This window comes from Dermatophilaceae bacterium Sec6.4, from assembly GCA_039636865.1.
Taxonomy (GTDB): domain Bacteria; phylum Actinomycetota; class Actinomycetes; order Actinomycetales; family Dermatophilaceae; genus Allobranchiibius.
The window spans coordinates 1,991,954-2,008,477 of sequence record CP144172.1 but is presented as its reverse complement, the minus strand read 5'-3'; the positions used below and the strand labels follow the sequence as shown (position 1 = coordinate 2,008,477).

Genomic DNA, 16,524 nt, shown 5'->3' with positions numbered 1-16,524 from the left:
CTTCACTGTGCTGCCAATGTCGCCGTGCTGCCAATGTCGCCGCGCTGCCATGTCACTGTGCTGCCCCGATCACCGACTCCGCCAGCGCCAGCAGGCGCCGCGCCTTCAGGACAGTTTCCCACCATTCACTCTCCGGGTCAGAACCCCACGTGATGCCCGCACCGGTGCCGTACCGCAGCCAACGATTGCCGCCACGATCCTGTTCCAACCAGAACGTGCGGATCCCCACGGACAACGATGCCGTCTGCTGGGAGTGACCCCCACCCACTCCACGCGGCGCACTCGAGCTGCCCGGGTCCGGCACGTTCTCCACCCAGCCGATTGCGCCGCAGTACGGTCCGCGCTCAACCGGTTCCAGATCGTGAATAGCGTTCAGAGCGCTCGATTTCGGCGCACCCGATACCGATCCCGGCGGGAAAGTGGCGCCCAGGATCTCCCTCCACGTCGCTCCATCGACCAACGATCCGCAGATCGTGGATTCCAGGTGTACCAGGCCGGGGTTGTACTGCGGCATCAGCAGCGCGTCCACCGCGACGGTGCCGGGCCGGCACACCACCGAAAGATCGTTGCGGACCAGGTCGGTGATCATCACGTTTTCGGTGCGGTCCTTCGGGAGTAGTTCTTCGGCGTTCGGCGCGGTGCCTTTGATAGGCGCCGACCACAACGTTTCCCCCTCGCGTCGCAGAAAGAGCTCGGGTGAGGCGCACACCACTTCCAGCCGCGCCTGCGGAATATCGATGAATGCCGCGTGCGGCGCCGGATTGCCCTGCCGCACGAACTGACTCAGCAGGGCCATCGAGAAGTCGGTAGGTACGACCCGGCTGAGCACCCGGCATACGTTGACCTGGTAGATCTCGCCCGCGGCCACCAGGTCGCGCACATCATGCACGCTGCGTTCGTAGGCAGCCTGGTCCAGCGATGAGGACCATGCGCTCAGCTCCGGGTCGATCACCAGCGGCTCGATGGTCCCGGCGACCACCGGCTCCTCGAACCGGACCACGTGCGCCATCCGTACGGCCGTCAACTCGCCCTCGAAGGTATCGACGACGACCCAGAAACCGGGCTCGTCCAGCGCCGCGACGTCATGACGCACCTCCAGCACGCCACGGGCACGGATACCGGCAAAATCCGCGCAGCCCTCGATCGTTTCCATCGGTGCCAAGTATGCCCACGGATCCCCCAGGCCAGCGCTGGGCGCAGCGAACCCGAACGTTCAGTTCGGTGATGACACCGACATTGGGAGCCCCGGTCCCCGCCTCCAGCGACACGGCAGTCCTGACCACCATCCGCCGAAGAGGACACTCAATTCCGCAAAGATAACGACATTCCCAGGGAGGCATGACATGGCGTTCGGCACCAGTCGCGAAGACAAAGAAGCAGATGCGCGTAGGCTCGCCGCGCTGTCGGACAAGCGCAGACTAGCGCTTGAGGGTGCACGGATCGAGGCCAACCGGCAAGCCGCGATCGACCTACCGATCGGACAAGCTGTCGCCGCCAAAGAGGAGCGCCAGGGCTTTTTCGAGATCCAACTCCAGGTCGGCTTCTCCCAGCGCGACCCGATGCCTTTCGGCGCAACTGCCGTGCCCAAAGACGTCAGAACTCAAAGCCACGCCGGAACACTGGCCGCGATCGAGGCCATCGGCTGGAAGCTCGAACACGTGGGCTATGTGTTCGTCGTGACCGGGGAGAACAGTCGCGCCAACTTCCTGGTCAGTGGCCAGAATGTGGCGGTCAGCGGCGAAACCGTCGGCATTTACCTGTTCCGCAACACCGACCCGGCCTGAACAGATCCATGACAACAGATCTACGGCCGGACGCGCACGTGACCGGATGAGCGCCTAACGACCGGCTGCGTACCCCTGCGCGCCCCGCGGATTGGCCGCTGCGCCGACCCGGCCGGACGCCGGGTCGCGGGTAACCACACACAGTCGGCCCAGGGTCCAATCGCCGGAGACCGTGAGGAGATGCCCGCGTCGTTCCAGCTCGTCCAACACGCGCGTGCCCAGACGTGCCTCGGCGACCAGTCCACCCGGTGTCCACGTGCGCGGCCAGAACGACCCGACCGCCGCCGTGGTGTGGAAGGTAGGTGCATCGATAGCCTGCTGCGCCTGGTAGCCGCCGACCAGGGTCCGCAACAGGTAGAGCAGCTGCCACTGATCCTGTTGGTCACCACCGGGGGTACCCAGACCCGCAACCACCTGGCCGCCGCGCGCAAGCATCGTCGGGCTCAGCGTCGTACGCGGACGTCGGCCCGGCACGAGCGCACTGGGGCTGCGCTCATCCAGCCACGTCATCTGTAGTCGTGAGCCGAGGCAGAAGCCCAGGGCTGGGATCGTCGGCGAGGACTGCAGCCACCCTCCCGACGGGGTGAGCGCGACGGTGTTGCCCCATCGGTCCACCACGCTGACATGACACGTGTCGCCCCTGGTCTCCCCGTTCCGGGCGACCGTCGGCTCACCGGCTGTTGGGTCGGCAGGCTCGCGCGGTGTCTCCTGCAACGGCGGCACCTGACCCATCGGCGATCCAGGCACGTCGGTGCCCGGTCTGTACTCCAGCGACGCCGTGTCGCCGATCAGCGCTGCCCGACGCAACGAGTACGACGGGTCGAGCAGGCCGAGTGGCGCGGCATCCTGACCGTGTGCGTCGCCGTAATAGGTGTCGCGGTCTGCCAGAGCGAGCTTGAGCACTTCGGTGATGGTGTGCACCCCGATCGCGGTGGACGGGTCGATGCGGTCGTCCGGGAAATGCGAAAGGATCGCCAGCGCTTGAAGCATGACCGGACCCTGCGTGTAAAAACCGGGTTTGAGGACCGTCGTACCTCGAAAATCGAGGGATAGCGGCGGCTCACTACTGACCTCGAAGGCCCTCAGGTCGCCGCGTTGCAGCAGGCCACGATGCTCGCGCCCGTCTGAATGCAGGTGCGGTTGCCCCACGAACTGCGCGATTTCCCGTGCAACGAATCCGTCGCGCCATATCCGCCCCGCAGCGCGGACGCGGGTCAGCCTGGTGTCGCCGCCGCGCTCGCTCTCCTGCACGAGGCGCCGGAGCGTCGCGGCATACCCCCGGTTCGTGATGCACTCCCCCTCGGTCGGTGCACGGCCTTCAAGTAACCACATGTCGGCCGACGAAGGCCATGAGGTTCGGAACAGCGCTTCGACTGCCCCGATGACTCTGCTCAGTTGCGGACCCGCCGGGTGTCCGTCCTCCAGGTAGCCGATCGCGTAGGCAAGGCAGTCGCCGAGCTCCCAGGTGCCGTGCCGCTCCAGCATCCACAGCAGGGCCGGCACCGCACCGGGCACCGTCGCTGCGAGTGCGCCGGCGCCCGGCACCTCATCGATGCCGTCGGCTCGCATCCCCGAGATGGTCGCCGCTGCGGGCGCGGGTCCCTGCCCGCACACCACTTGTGGGTCCCGGCCCAGTGGCGCAATGATCCCGATGAGATCACCACCCGGTCCATTGAGGTGTGGCTCCACAGCGTGCAGCACGAACGCTGCCGCCACCGCCGCATCGAACGCGTTGCCACCGCGCTCCAGCACGGACTGGGCGGTTGCCGAGCCCACCCAGTGCGTTGTGGCCGACATTCCGAAGGAGCCTGACAAGGTGGGGCGGGTCGGGGGGTCCGTCGCGGGTTGCACGAACGGCGCCGAGTTCACCTCGTTCCTCTCAGGATGCCCGAGCTGCAGTGGTCTGTTATTGCAAACTCGACTTCGCTCCGCAGGCCACGTGCCATATACGCCATTTTTGCAGCGTACGACATGTCGTCCGGTGGACGGTGGGGAAAACCAGGAGCGGTTGCACAACGCCACGTTCTCAGGCGCGCTAACGCACGATGGTCCCGAACAAATCAGCATTTAAGCCGATCCGTTCGGAACCATCGTGTGTTTTTAAAAGCTCAGACCCAGTCGGCCGTGGTGACTTCGGCCCCTTTGACGCTGGCCGTCAAGGTAGTCGGCCCGTCAGGTCGCACCCACAAGTCGTAGGTGCCTTCCTTCAAGCCCGGGTAGACAGCGCTGTTTTGCGTGCCCGTGGGTGACGGTCGTGCGATCACCGCAACGTGCGGCCATGCAGCCTGGTGCTCATGCTGATGATCGGCTTCCGAGTGGTCGTGATGATGATCTGAGTGCCAGTCACCGTCCCACCAGTCGGCCCCTTCATCAGGCACACCACCGCGAGCTCCGCTTGGGCAGATCTCGATCTCCATGCCGACCAGTTCGGCCGGCATGGAGACGACGAGAGCACCAACGTCGCCACCGATGTCGAGGACAACCATGCCTTGACCGGCATGAGGATTCTCGGCGTCAGGCATGTACTGCTACTTCAGGTTCCCGCCGGGCGTGCCGGGCATACTCGTGAAACCGCTGTTCGGGTTGCCGATGTAGGGGAAGGAATCCAGGAACAGCTGGCCGTACGGAGCATTTTCGTTGCTCGCACCGTCGGTCGATCCGTCTTCCAGTAGACCTGCGGCTTTATCCGGCGTGTAGGTCTTGTCGACGAGGGGCAGGATCGCCCCTGCAACTGCACGCAACTCGATGGCGGTGACATCGTCGCCCAGCCGACGGCCGTTGGGGAAACCGCCGGCGTCGCCGCCGACCAGACCGTACTTGCTGACCTTTTTCGGCGCGGTGAGTGGCACTGCGAGGTTGATGCGCAGCATGTCCGCCTGGACAGAACCGGTGTAGTTCTGGAAGCCCGGGATGACTCCTGCCGGAATTCCGGTGAGCAGAACAGCAGCCAGGTCCGCACGCGGCTTCTTGGTCTTGATGTACGCCGCGAGGTTGGGGAACGCCGACGGGTACAACACGTTCGCGATGAGGTTCGCCAGCTCGGGCTGCGTTACGTACTTCGCGAACTTGCTGTCGAAGCGCGGCGGGGTGATGTTCCAGACGTCCTTCTGGCCCATCGGGATGATGACCTCATTGATCAGCGGGTTACCCAACCGCGAGACCTGGGTCCAGGCACCGTAGTTCTCGTACGCGCCGGTGCTCTTGTTCAGGACACGGCTGGTGGAACGGCTGGCTGTGCCCCACACCCCGATGACCGACTTCAAGGACATGACGTCGGTGGGCTCCCTGCCATCGACCGTGAGATCGGTGAGCGGAACCTGTAGTGCAATGGTGTGCACGTTCAGGCCCTTCAGGTTGTTGACGCCAGGCATGCCGGCCAGGATCGGCGGGATGCCCTTGTTGTAGTAACCCTGGAACGGACGAAGGTCGCCCAGGTCGAAGATGCTGCCTACGTCGACCTGGAAGCTGTCCGCGCGCTGGCCGGCGAAGACCATCCGGCCACCACCGAGGCTGTGGTAGGTCTGCGCAGCCAGTTTCGGGTAGTCCGGGGTGCTGCGCACACCGACGTTGACCGGCGGGCAGGTCAGGTTGCGACCGAGCACGCCCGCAAGGCCACGCGGGACGTACTTCGGGGAGGCCTTGCGGTCCACACGGGTGACCGTGTAGGTCTGCGGGCGGTTCCAGGTCTTGTCGGTGGGCGAGCTGATCGGGCCCACGTTGTAGAGGAACGTCTCGGGGTCACGCACGGTCGTGGTGAATTTGAACTGGTAGGAGATGTCTGCCTGAGCGTCTCCAGCGTTGGAGATGTTGATCTCGTACACCACGTCATCGGAGAACTCGTTGAAGTTCGGGCCGCCGTAGGGCAGTTCGAACGGCAGGAAGCTGGCGATCAGAGTGACCGTGTCGGGCTTGTCCGGACTGACAAACGCGTAGACGTCGGTGTTGTCAGCTGACGGATCCTTGGAGATTTCTGGTGCTTCGCGGTGCGATGACATACAAAACCTTTCGAGCAGGCAGGATTAAATCGGAGTCGAGCAGAGCGTGAAGCTTGCGGATCAGCCTCGGGCTGCCTGGTGGAAAGCGTGCGACAGACGGGCCGCCAGCTGCGTGTCAGTGACTGCAACCTCACGATCGCCGACCATCAAGGTCACTTCACCGCGGTGGACATTGCTGACGAAGGCGACCATGGTGGGCTCCGCACCGTGCGGGACCTTCACGTCACCGGCGACAGCGGCATCAGCGGGGCTGGGAGCAGCCATGGCAGCAATGCCCAGCGCTGTGCCCACACCCGTGACGGCGAAGAACTTTCGGCGAGTTGAATCTTCCATACGATCTCCGATCGTAAAATTCTGCAGTCCACTTCGGGACCTGCGTCACGGATCGCAACGCGTTCTGAGATTAACACCGCAAAGTGGGGATCTGTGACAAAACCTCCGCACTCAAAAGTATCCTCAGATGTTCCGTAAATTGATACCTACTTAAACCTTGACAATGCGGGTTTGCCGTGCAAAATAGCGCCATCAAAAGTCCGGCCATTCTACGCTAATGCGACCCATTCGCATCTGATGTCTAAAACACCTAATTGGTCTTGAGCGGGTTTTCAGTCTCGTATGGTGAGGGGGCGTGCGGTAGCCCGCAATCTGCTCTCAGTGAAGGAACACCAAATGCTCAGAAAAATTGCAGCAATAGCGGGAGCCACCGCACTGGCAGGGATGGGAGTCACCCTCGCGGCCGGTCCTGCGAACGCGGCCCCCCCGGCACCCACGCACGCGCCGGGATCCATCTACATGCACGGCACCGCCGCCTTGGCGCAGTTCCCGACGCGGTCCAACTGCGAGGCGCACGCGAGCTATGAGGTCGCGCTGGTGGCCAAGAACTCCTCGTTCGCGGCGACGCTGTCCGGTGTCCAGAACGAGAACTCGGTGGGCTCAGCCCTTCGCTTCCGGTGCTACCCATTGCGGACGGGTAACTGGAGCTACCTGACGGCTTACACATCCAAGACCGGTAATCCGATTCAGCCGCAGGACATCTACCTCGACCTCAGCAACCGCGCGGCAGATGTTGATGCAGGCACCAGCCTCGACACGCAGGCGGTCTACACGTTCGCTCACGTGACCCAGCACAAGGTGGGCACCACGTCGCAGGCGACCTGCAACGCGCAGCGCAACTACATCGTGAACCTGATCGACAAGAACACGAACACCAACCGCCTGATCGGCGCCGACTACCGGTGCACGACGCAGAACGGGTTCCTCGGCTACGAGGCGAACTACCTGTCCCCCACCAGGACAGGATTGGCCTACGACCACGTCTCGGCGCAGGCAAAGGTCGACCAGCCCATGATGGACGTGCTCGGCTACAAGTTCCCCGGCACCCTCGCCAACAACCGCGTGAGCCCGTTCCTTCGCGTTGCTGGAAAGTAATACCCCGCTTCAACTGACACTGCTCAACCAACAGGCCCTGACCAGCAGCTCTGCTGGCCAGGGCCTGTTCGTTGGGCGTCGTCCGGTCGTGATGGGTCAGCCGTGAGCAGCTCGGTGGGCGTCGCGCAGAGTGGTGTACGCGCTTACTTGTTCCACCGCATCCCAGGCAGCCTTGAAAACCGCAGCCGCCTCGGCCTTGACGGGATCGTCTTCCTGACGTGGCAGCTCTGCCCGCCCATGTGACCCGCTGCGACCTCGCTGGTCAGTCGGTACCGGCCCGTCGTACTTCTTGCCGCCCTTGTGGTTGGCATACCGGCGTGCGCGAGTGAAGCCCATCTGCAAGAACTTCCGAGCCAGGTCGGCGCCGACGAAGTCGCCTGCGGCCAGGTAGGCGTCGAACTTGTCTCGGATCGCGTCAGCGCTCTCCCGGGCAACCTGGGGGTCCTTGAAACGCCACAGCGGTAACAGCTCCGACTTGTAAGGCTGCACCAGCAATACGCCCTGCTCGCCGCGGCCGACCCGGTAGAGCTCGGGATGCCGGCGAAGATCCAAATTGGGATAGTCGAGGTCGTAGTCGAAGCCGGTCATCCGACCATCCTGCCTCGGCCCGACGCCCGCCTCCGGACCAGCCAGGTGGACCTCCCCGCGCTGCCTGGCTCGGGCAGGCCGTCGCATCAAAACAAACCCTGGTCATGTTCACCACCAGGTGCGACCGTGCGCCCACCAGAAATTGCGACCCTGGTCATCTGCAGTGGAGCAGCAGCGGATCAGAGCCCTTCAGCGAGTCTCTACCCAGAGATATGGTCGTTTTCCGGCCGGACATCGTCAGTGGGTCGATGCCGCCGTCTCGATTTCGGTTCGGTCCCCAGACCACAGAGTGTGGAACGTGCCTTCTCTGTCGACCCGGTGATAGGTGTGCGCGCCGAAGAAGTCGCGCTGGGCCTGGATGAGCGCCGCAGGTAGCCGTTCGGAGTAGAGCGAATCGTAGTACGCCAGTGCCGATGAAAAGCCCGGGGCCGGTATACCAGAGGCTGCCGCAATGCCGACGATGCGACGCCATGCGGCATCTCCCTCGGCAACGGCGTTCGCGAAATACGGGTCCTCCAGCAATGTCTCCAGGTCGGGATTTCGGTCGTAGGCCTCCACGATCCGGTTCAGGAACTGGGCGCGGATGATGCACCCGCCCCGCCAGATCTTCGCGATCTGCCCGAGGTCGATATCCCAGCCGTACTCCCGCGCGCCCGCGATGATGAGGTCGAAGCCCTGTGCGTAGGCGATGACCTTCGAGGAGTAGAGCGCGGCGCGTACATCGTCCTCGAATCCGTCCTGGACGGGGGCAATCTCCGGGCGGGAGGCGACCGCGGAGCGAACGGCCGCACGCTGCGCCGGCTTGGAGGAGACCGCACGCGCGAAGACCGCTTCACCGATCCCAGATACCGGTATCCCGAGGCCGAGCGCGTTCTGGACCGTCCACACGCCGGTGCCTTTGGACCCTGCCTGGTCCAGGATCACATCGACCAGAGGACCACCGGTGTCCTGATCGGTCTGGGAGAGGACCTCAGCTGTGATCTCGATCAGATAGGACTGCAGATCACCCTCGTTCCAGGCACGGAAGACATCGGCGATCTCGTCGGTCGAGCGCTTCGCGACCCGACGCAGCAGGTCATAGGACTCCGCGATGAGCTGCATATCGGCGTACTCGATGCCGTTATGCACCATCTTGACGAAGTGCCCGGCACCATCGGTGCCAATATGCGTGACGCATGGCTCGCCCTCGGCAACGGCCGCGATCGAACGAAGAATGGGACCAAGGGTCTCCCACGCCTGGGCTGAACCACCCGGCATGATCGAAGGCCCGTGCAGCGCGCCTTCCTCACCGCCGGAGATTCCAGCACCCACGAAATTCAACCCACGCTCGCGCAGGTCCTTCTCGCGCCGGATAGTGTCCTGGAAGTTCGCGTTGCCGCCGTCCACAATGATGTCGCCCGGCTCGAAGCGATCGGCGAGTTGCTCGACCACCGCATCTGTGCCCTTGCCGGCCTGCACCATGATGATCACCGTGCGTGGAGTGGACAGAGATGACACAAAGTCGTCGATTGTCTCCGAGGCCACGAACCCTGCGTCACTGTGCTCACGCATCAGATCCTCGGTGCGGGCATACGTGCGGTTGTAGACCGCGACGATGTTGCCGTCACGTGAGGCAAGGTTGCGCGCGAGGTTGGAGCCCATTACCGCGAGGCCCACGACCCCGATGTTGGCCTGCTGCTCGTCATTCATAACGTTCCTTCCGGGTCCGCCGTCACGCCTGTCGCGCGCATCTGGTCACCATGACAGAGAACCCGGACTCCGCACTGCACATTCCCCGGACCAAGCATCCGATGTGGATCGGTCGCTCCACGCGGTAAAGGGCAACACAGAGCTAGGGCCCTGTCTGGTCATCGATCACGCGACGCATTGCGAAACGTCCGACTCTGCCGTCGGTGGTGCGTGGATAGTGATCCCGACGGGCCACGTTGGGTTGACCCGGCCACCGCGCTTGTCTCACCTGCGTTTGTGCCCGTGGAGAACACACTCCCTCCGTTGTGTTGGGGCCTATAGGTGTTGCCGACTCGACGCGCTGCGCGATGATGAGATGTGCCCTCCAGGAGCGGATCCACCCAGCCCGAGATCGAGCGCAAGTACGACGTGCCCGCCGGCACGCCTCTCCCCGACCTGGCCGAGGTCGAGGAGGTCCGGGTCGGCCCGTCCGTCGAGCACCTGCTTGTGGCGACGTACTTCGACACCACGGACTTCGCGCTGGCCCGAGCTCGCATCACGCTGCGGCGGCGCACCGGCGGCGACGACGCGGGATGGCACCTCAAGACCACGACGTCGGTCGCCGATGAGCGCGCCGAACGCCGCTTGCCGCTGGGCCGGGCGGTGCGGACCGTGCCGCGGCCACTGCGTGACCTTGTCCAAGCCGTGGTGCGGGGCCGCGACCTCGTGGGCGTGGTTCGACTATCCACGGTGCGGGTCGAGTCACCACTGCTCGCCCCTGGCGGCGAGACGCTCGCGCACGTGTGCGACGACTCTGTCACCGCCGAGGTACTTGGCAGTGACACCACGACGAGCTGGCGTGAATGGGAGGTCGAGCTGGCCGGCGGCGACCGCAAGCTCCTCGACGTGGTCGGCGCGGCGCTGACCAGGGCCGGTGCGCGCCCTGCCGACTCCCCCTCGAAACTGGCGCGAGCGCTCGGCGACCGACTGCCGCCGACCTCGACAGCGACCAAGCGAAGGAGGCCCGAGAAGGTCACGACCTCTGAGCTGCTTCGGGCTTACCTCGCCCGGCACCTCGCCCGGCTGGTCGACCAGGATCGGGACGTGCGCCTGGACGCGCCTGGCGCGATCCACCGGATGCGCATATCGGCCCGGCGGCTCCGATCTGCGCTGACCACCTACGGCCCCCTCCTCGAGGAGGGCTCGGTCGATGAGATCTGCTCCGACCTACGCTGGCTGGGTCGGGTCCTCGGCGAGGCGCGGGACGCCCAGGTGCTCGGCGAACGGCTGCGCGGCCTCCTCGCGAAGCAGCGAGCCGACGACGTCGATGCACTCGCCGCCGCGCGGATCGACGCGACCTTCGACGCGGCATACGCCACCGGCCGCCTCACCGCGGTCGAGGCGCTCGACTCCGCGCGGTACTTCGGGCTGCTCGACGCCCTCGACGTCTTTGTCGCTGACCTGCCTGCTACCCCGCTGGCCGACCGGCCGGCGCGGACCTCCGTACCGGGCCTGCTTCGCCGGGACGTCCGACGGTTACGGCGGGCTGCAAAGGCCGTCGACGAGGCATCGGACGTCGAGACTCGGGACCGCAACCTGCACGAGGTGCGCAAGAAAGCCAAGCGGCTGCGGTATGCCGCGGAGTCAGCGGTCCCTTTGTTCGGTCGTCGCGCCAAGAAGCTGTCCCGGCGGGCCAAGCGAATCCAGGAGGTTCTCGGCGCCCACCAGGACTCCGTCGTGGCGTGCGAGAAGCTCACGGAGCTCAAGGCTCAGGCGGAACAGGAGGGCGAGTCGGGCGTGACCTACGACCGCCTGCTCGCCCTGGAGAAGCAGGTTGGGGAGGCGGTGCAGGCACCCTACGAGGCAGCACTCGACCGGATCCCGCACCGCGTCGACCGATGGGTGCGTTGCTGAGAGGAAGCACAATTTCCCCTCAGGGACCGGGAGGTCGCGAACTGACCGTTGGGGGATTTGGGCATCGTGCACATCGTCCCTGACGGAGGTCATCACGATTGTCAACGACGCCGCGACGCAGTGAACCGCCTACGGGATGCGCTCTTAATCCCGCAGGACCCTGTCCAGGAGTCGTGGTGGGCCGAGGATGGAAGTTTCGTCCGACGTGGTCGAACCGCGCCCGGTGAAGACCAGACTCGTTGAGTATGCCGACGAGGTAGCCCCGCAGAGGATTTCTGACCGCTGAAGGATGTCGGGCTGACTCCGTCAGCTGCCCCGCACTCGTGAAGCATCTCCCGGACGTCCTGCACCGCGGGCCCGTAGTGAGTTGCCGATGCTTGCGAGGTCCACCAGTTCCTGGATGAGTGCACCTGCGATGGCGGGGATGAAACCGAATGCCGCGATCAGGATCAGAACCAGGCTCAACCCGATACCGAGCCAGATGCTCTGTCGCGCCACGGTCATCGTGCGGCGACCTATCGCGACGGCCTCGGCGACCTTGGCCAGGTCATCGGTCATCACTACAACGTCTGCAGACTCGCTCGCGGCGGTGCTCCCGCGGGCGCCCATGGCCACACCCACGCCCGCGGACGCCAGGACCGGCGCGTCGTTGACGCCGTCTCCGACCATCATCACCGGGCCGCGCGAATGCTGCTGGACGGCCCGGACCTTGTCCTCGGGTAGGCACTCGGCGCGCACGTCGTCGATGCCCAGGTCGGCCGCGACCTGTTCAGCCGTTGCCTGAGCGTCGCCGGTGAGCATCATCGTCTCCTGCACACCGAGATCGGCGAGGCGGCGCAAAGTCACTGCTGCGTCGACCCGCAGCTCATCTCGCAACACCAGGGCACCGGCATACTTCGCGTCAACGCAGACATAGACGGCCAACTCCCCGCTGCGCAGGCTGACCGCGGTGATCGGGCCGGACTGCTCCGCGACGTGACCGCGCTTGCCCACGATCACGTCGCCACTGGGTAGCGCAGCGAAGACACCCTGAGTCGCGTACTCCCTCGCCTCACCCGCTGACTCCAGAGGCAGCTTGGCAACCTCGGCCGCCTTCACCACCGAGCTCGCCAGCGCATGACTGGAGTACTGCTCCGCGGAGGCGGCCAACCGCAGCACCTCATCAGTCGTGAAGGGCGCGACCGGGCGCACGTCGACCAGCGAGGGTCTGCCCTGGGTCAGGGTGCCGGTCTTGTCGAACGCCACTGTGCGCACCTGAGACAGGCGCTCCACGACATCGCCTCCACGGATGATGATGCCGCTGCGCGAAGCGCGTGCCATACCTGCCAGAAATGCGACCGGCGCCGCGATCAGCAGCGGGCAGGGCGTGGCCAGGACGAGGACGGCTGCGAACCTGCCGGCGTCTCCGGACCAGGCCCAGGCGGTGCCGGCGATGAGCAACGACACCGCCGTGAACGGGATGGCGTACCGGTCGGCCAACCGGGCGATGGGCGCCTTGCGACCTTGGGCATCAGTGACGAGTGCGACGATGCGCTGGTACTGGCTGTCCGCGGCGGTCTGAGTCGCGACGATGTCAACGGCTGACCCGCCGTTGATCGCGCCGCTGAGGACGGCGTCCCCTGTGATCCGGGTGACCGGCATGCTCTCACCGGTCAGTGAGGACTCGTCGAAGACTGCCTCGCTGGAGGCGAGGGTGGCATCGACGGGGATGACCTCCGCCGGTCGGACCAACAGCAGATCACCCGGACGAACCAGCTCGACGGCGACATCCTGCAGGGCCCTGGTGACCGGGTGCAACCGATGGGCCAGCCGGGGCGCGCGCTCCAGAAGCGCTTGCAGCTCCCGTCCCGCCCGAGCCGAGGCGTACTGCTCCAGGGCCTGCCCACCGGTGAGCATCAGCACGACCAAGGTGGCGGCGACGTATTCGCCGACCGCGACCGTGCTCACGATGGCGGTCAACGCGAGGACGTCTACTCCCCAGTTCCCGTGCAGCAGATCGCGCACCATGCCCACCGCGATGTAGGCGGCCATCGCCAGACAGAATCCGCTCGCCAGCCACCGCGCCGGTATACCTTGGCCGCCGACCAGCAGGCCCAACACAACGCCCAGCACGGCAGAGGTCACGACCAGGAATCCGTACGGTGCCACTCGAGCGGCGAGGTGCCGGACCCGATGACCACCGGGGTCCCGGACCGCGGACGGGGAGGCAGACATGCCCCATCATCCCGCGTCCGCACGCCGGCTCAGTGGGAGTTACCGGGTGCCCGCAAAAGCGGCCTGCAGTACCCGCGGGGCCGGACCTGATCACACCTGGGTAGCACGTCAGTGCATAAATGGGCCCCTGACCATGCGTGCCGCTGGTCAGGGGCCATTTCTTACGAGTGGGCGACTGGGATCAAATCAGATTTCAACCTTGGCGTTCTGATCCGTTGCGCTTGCCCGCGCATGAACGACATGCCGAACACCGTCGAATCCGCCCAGTGAGGCCCGGGACGGACTGCAATGCTGTCGCTGGCGCTATTGCGCTAGATAGTGGATGACGGCAAGCACCCGGCGGTGGTCATCCTGGCTGGGCGGGAGGGTCAGATGGTCATAAATGCGTGAGACGTGCTGTACCACTGCCTTTTCGGTGATGGTCAGGTGGTGGGCGATCGACGCGTTGGTGCGACCTTCGGCCATCAACGCGAGCACCTGCTGTTGACGTGGGGTGAGCCGTCGCACCGGGGGGCGCTCCCGGTCGGCGCGAGCGACCATCAACGCGACCACTTCAGGATCCAACACCGTACCGCCGGCGGCGACGCGTTCCAGGTCGGCGCAGAACGTCGGAATGTCGGCGATGCGTTGCTTCAGCAGATAGCCAACTGCGCCGGTGCTCCCGGCGACCAGTTCCACCGCATATCGGCGCTGGACGTACTGGGACAGCACGACGATGCCGATCGTCGGATGCAAGGAACGAATTTTCAGCGCAGCCTGCAGCCCCTCGTCGGTGTAGTCCGGCGGCATTCGGATGTCGGTGATGACCAGATCCGGCTCGCGTTCGTCGACGTGCCGGACCAGCTCACTCGCGTCTGCGGTGGCGGCTATGACCTCGTATCCGTTGTGTTCCAGAACATGGGTAAGGCCTCGTCGCAACAGGGATTCGTCTTCGCAGATCACGATACGCATGGCAGCTCCGCGGTAATCCGGGTGCCGTGGCCCCGTGGACTGTGCACGTCCAGACGTCCACCGAGGGTGTCAACGCGATCGGCCAACCCCCGCAACCGGGTCCCGCCCTCGTTGTGTGCGCCGCCGACCCCATCGTCTGTCACCTGGATACGCAGGTGGTCACCGATGCGGTCCAGGCACACTGTCAACGCAGTGGCCTGGGCGTGCTTGAGTGCGTTGGTCAGCGCTTCAGCGACCACGAAGTAAGCGGTGCTCTCGACCACGGGTGGGAGGCTGTGATCGGCAATGGTCATCTCTAGCTCCGTGCGGATGGGCAGTCGATCCACGAGGTCTTCGGTGGCCGCGCACAGCCCACGCTCGATCAGTGCCGCAGGAAGTACCGCGTGCACCAGATCGCGCAGCTCCGCGGCTGCTGAGTCGATGCCGACTCGTAACGCGATGGCCGCGTCGTGCGCGTCGGGCGATATGTCCGGGTAGGCAGCGACCTGTTGTGCCTGCATGGCCAGCAGCACCAGGCGCATCTGCAGTCCATCGTGCAGATCGCGGGCGATGCGCCGCCGTTCGATATCGCCCGCCTCGACGATCCTGGCCCGTGAGCGGCGCACCGCCTGCCGACTGGCGCGCAACTCCGCAGCGACTCTCTCTCGATCGACCACGATGGCGATCACCCGTCCAGCCGCGCGAACTGGCGCCGGATCACTATTGAGCGTGATGTCGTAGTTGATGGCGCCGACCCGCTCACCGGCCAGTGCAATTTCGACCAAGCCGCGTTGATCGTCCGCCGCCAAATCGACGAGGTCACCGTCTGCATTCACATACGCCTGGCGGGCGGACGCCCAGAAAAAAAGCTGCGCCGAGTCGTCGCCCAACACCCGTGCTAGTGCGGTACGCAGTGAGCTGCGGCTACCCTCGGCTGTGCTCAGCCAGGCACCGAGTTCCTCGATCCCACCGGTACGGGCGAAGCCGCCGAACAGCAGGGCGATGGTGAACGCCACCGGTGCACCGGTCACTGCAACCAGCTGTGCCCAGAACACCCAGTCAGGCGAAAACGAGCTCGGCAGAAGGTTTGCACTGACTGGGATGAACAACACCGCCACGATGCCATAGCCGTACAACGGCGCCAGGATCAGACGTCGTCGCGGTTCCGCGCGGCGCAGCCGGCTGGCGAGAATGTAGGTGGTGGACACCATCACAGCGGCGCCGACCCCGCTTTGAACCAAATGGCCCAACTCGGCCAGGTCCGGCCGATCTGCGACCACGAGCATTTCGACGGGCGCATGGTCTGCGGTGAACAGATAAAGCGGCGCCTGCAAGACCAGCGAGACCATATAAACCGCGAGGACGGTCAGTCGCGATGCCCGCGACGGGAGGCGACCGGAGGGGAATGCATGCAGCACATGCACCAGCACCGCCAGAGGCAACGTCGCCAACATCACGCTCACCGCGCTGAGTAGGGGAATCCCGAAGGCGTCCAGCCGCCCGACCAGCATCATGAAACCGCCGAACACGATCAGGGATCCGAAGCGGTTGCTCGGACGTCGCGCCCAGGCCAGCACCCCGGCCGCCACATAGACCAAGCTGGCCGCCACGTACGCGACCCCCATCCACCGTTGCCCACCCGCTTCGGATGTGACGGCGGAGGCGATCTCGAGGACTCCGATCACTGCCATCGCTGCCACCAACAGCACCAGCGCGCGTCGCAGCGGCCGCTGCGTGAGAGATGGCCATTCCGGGGCGGCGTTCACCATCGAAGTGTGCCCGCCCATCCGGCCGGCCGCCATAGGTGTTCCGGGTCGGGGTGCCATGTCTCACATCATGTCGCCACAACATCCGATTGCCGATAGACCTGAGTCGTCGATCTGGTGAGAGTTTCACTCCATGCGCAGCGCGCGATCCGACTGGTCGCATGCTGCTGCGATACAGCGCGCATGACCTAGGTCGCCTCTGAGAAGGCGACTTGGGTCTATGGGGTTATGAACGGC

At 65.2% G+C, this 16,524-nt stretch carries 13 protein-coding genes; 3 read left to right on the top strand and 10 right to left on the bottom strand.

Going from position 1 to position 16,524, the window contains the following annotated elements:
- Positions 1-52: 52 nt before the first annotated feature.
- On the bottom strand, positions 53-1,153 hold the full coding sequence (locus tag V3G39_09660; GenBank protein XAS74940.1) for a chorismate-binding protein: 1,101 nt from the start codon (positions 1,151-1,153) through the stop codon (positions 53-55).
- A gap of 190 nt (positions 1,154-1,343) precedes the next feature.
- On the opposite strand from V3G39_09660, the gene V3G39_09655 reads away from it, so the two are divergent.
- Positions 1,344-1,784: a hypothetical protein gene (locus V3G39_09655; protein ID XAS74939.1), complete on the top strand. Its 441-nt coding sequence runs from the start codon at positions 1,344-1,346 to the stop codon at positions 1,782-1,784.
- Positions 1,785-1,838: 54 nt separating this feature from the next.
- Here the strand turns inward: V3G39_09655 and V3G39_09650 are convergent, their stop codons facing one another.
- The 4 genes from V3G39_09650 to V3G39_09635 form a co-directional block, all read right to left on the bottom strand.
- Complete coding sequence (locus V3G39_09650; GenBank protein XAS74938.1) at positions 1,839-3,581, bottom strand: gamma-glutamyltransferase; 1,743 nt, start codon at positions 3,579-3,581, stop codon at positions 1,839-1,841.
- Positions 3,582-3,892: 311 nt separating this feature from the next.
- Positions 3,893-4,306, bottom strand: a complete 414-nt coding sequence (locus tag V3G39_09645) for a hypothetical protein (protein ID XAS74937.1) — start codon at positions 4,304-4,306, stop codon at positions 3,893-3,895.
- Between the two features lie 6 nt (positions 4,307-4,312).
- Complete coding sequence (locus V3G39_09640; GenBank protein XAS74936.1) at positions 4,313-5,779, bottom strand: DUF4331 domain-containing protein; 1,467 nt, start codon at positions 5,777-5,779, stop codon at positions 4,313-4,315.
- A gap of 60 nt (positions 5,780-5,839) precedes the next feature.
- A complete protein-coding gene (locus tag V3G39_09635) occupies positions 5,840-6,112 on the bottom strand; it encodes a hypothetical protein (GenBank protein XAS74935.1) in 273 nt (90 codons plus the stop codon).
- A gap of 336 nt (positions 6,113-6,448) precedes the next feature.
- Between V3G39_09635 and V3G39_09630 the strand changes: the two genes are divergently transcribed.
- A complete protein-coding gene (locus tag V3G39_09630; GenBank protein ID XAS74934.1) occupies positions 6,449-7,207 on the top strand; it encodes a hypothetical protein in 759 nt (252 codons plus the stop codon).
- 96 nt (positions 7,208-7,303) lie between these two features.
- Here the strand turns inward: V3G39_09630 and V3G39_09625 are convergent, their stop codons facing one another.
- Both V3G39_09625 and gndA read right to left on the bottom strand, forming a co-directional pair.
- Positions 7,304-7,795: a DUF4385 domain-containing protein gene (locus V3G39_09625; GenBank protein XAS74933.1), complete on the bottom strand. Its 492-nt coding sequence runs from the start codon at positions 7,793-7,795 to the stop codon at positions 7,304-7,306.
- Positions 7,796-8,032: 237 nt separating this feature from the next.
- Complete coding sequence (gene gndA / locus V3G39_09620) at positions 8,033-9,484, bottom strand: NADP-dependent phosphogluconate dehydrogenase (protein ID XAS74932.1); 1,452 nt, start codon at positions 9,482-9,484, stop codon at positions 8,033-8,035.
- A 357-nt stretch (positions 9,485-9,841) separates the two neighbouring features.
- On the opposite strand from gndA, the gene V3G39_09615 reads away from it, so the two are divergent.
- Positions 9,842-11,377 (top strand): CYTH and CHAD domain-containing protein, encoded by a 1,536-nt coding sequence (locus V3G39_09615; protein XAS74931.1) that lies wholly within the window; start codon positions 9,842-9,844, stop codon positions 11,375-11,377.
- 306 nt (positions 11,378-11,683) lie between these two features.
- Here the strand turns inward: V3G39_09615 and V3G39_09610 are convergent, their stop codons facing one another.
- The 3 genes from V3G39_09610 to V3G39_09600 all read right to left on the bottom strand — a co-directional run bounded on the left by V3G39_09610 (position 11,684) and on the right by V3G39_09600 (position 16,347).
- Positions 11,684-13,591: a heavy metal translocating P-type ATPase gene (locus V3G39_09610; protein ID XAS74930.1), complete on the bottom strand. Its 1,908-nt coding sequence runs from the start codon at positions 13,589-13,591 to the stop codon at positions 11,684-11,686.
- A 303-nt stretch (positions 13,592-13,894) separates the two neighbouring features.
- Entirely contained in the window at positions 13,895-14,542 is a 648-nt protein-coding gene (locus V3G39_09605) for a response regulator transcription factor (GenBank protein ID XAS74929.1), read from the bottom strand.
- Positions 14,530-16,347, bottom strand: a complete 1,818-nt coding sequence (locus V3G39_09600; protein ID XAS74928.1) for an ATP-binding protein — start codon at positions 16,345-16,347, stop codon at positions 14,530-14,532. Before V3G39_09600 ends, V3G39_09605 begins: the two co-directional genes overlap by 13 nt.
- Positions 16,348-16,524 lie beyond the last annotated feature (177 nt).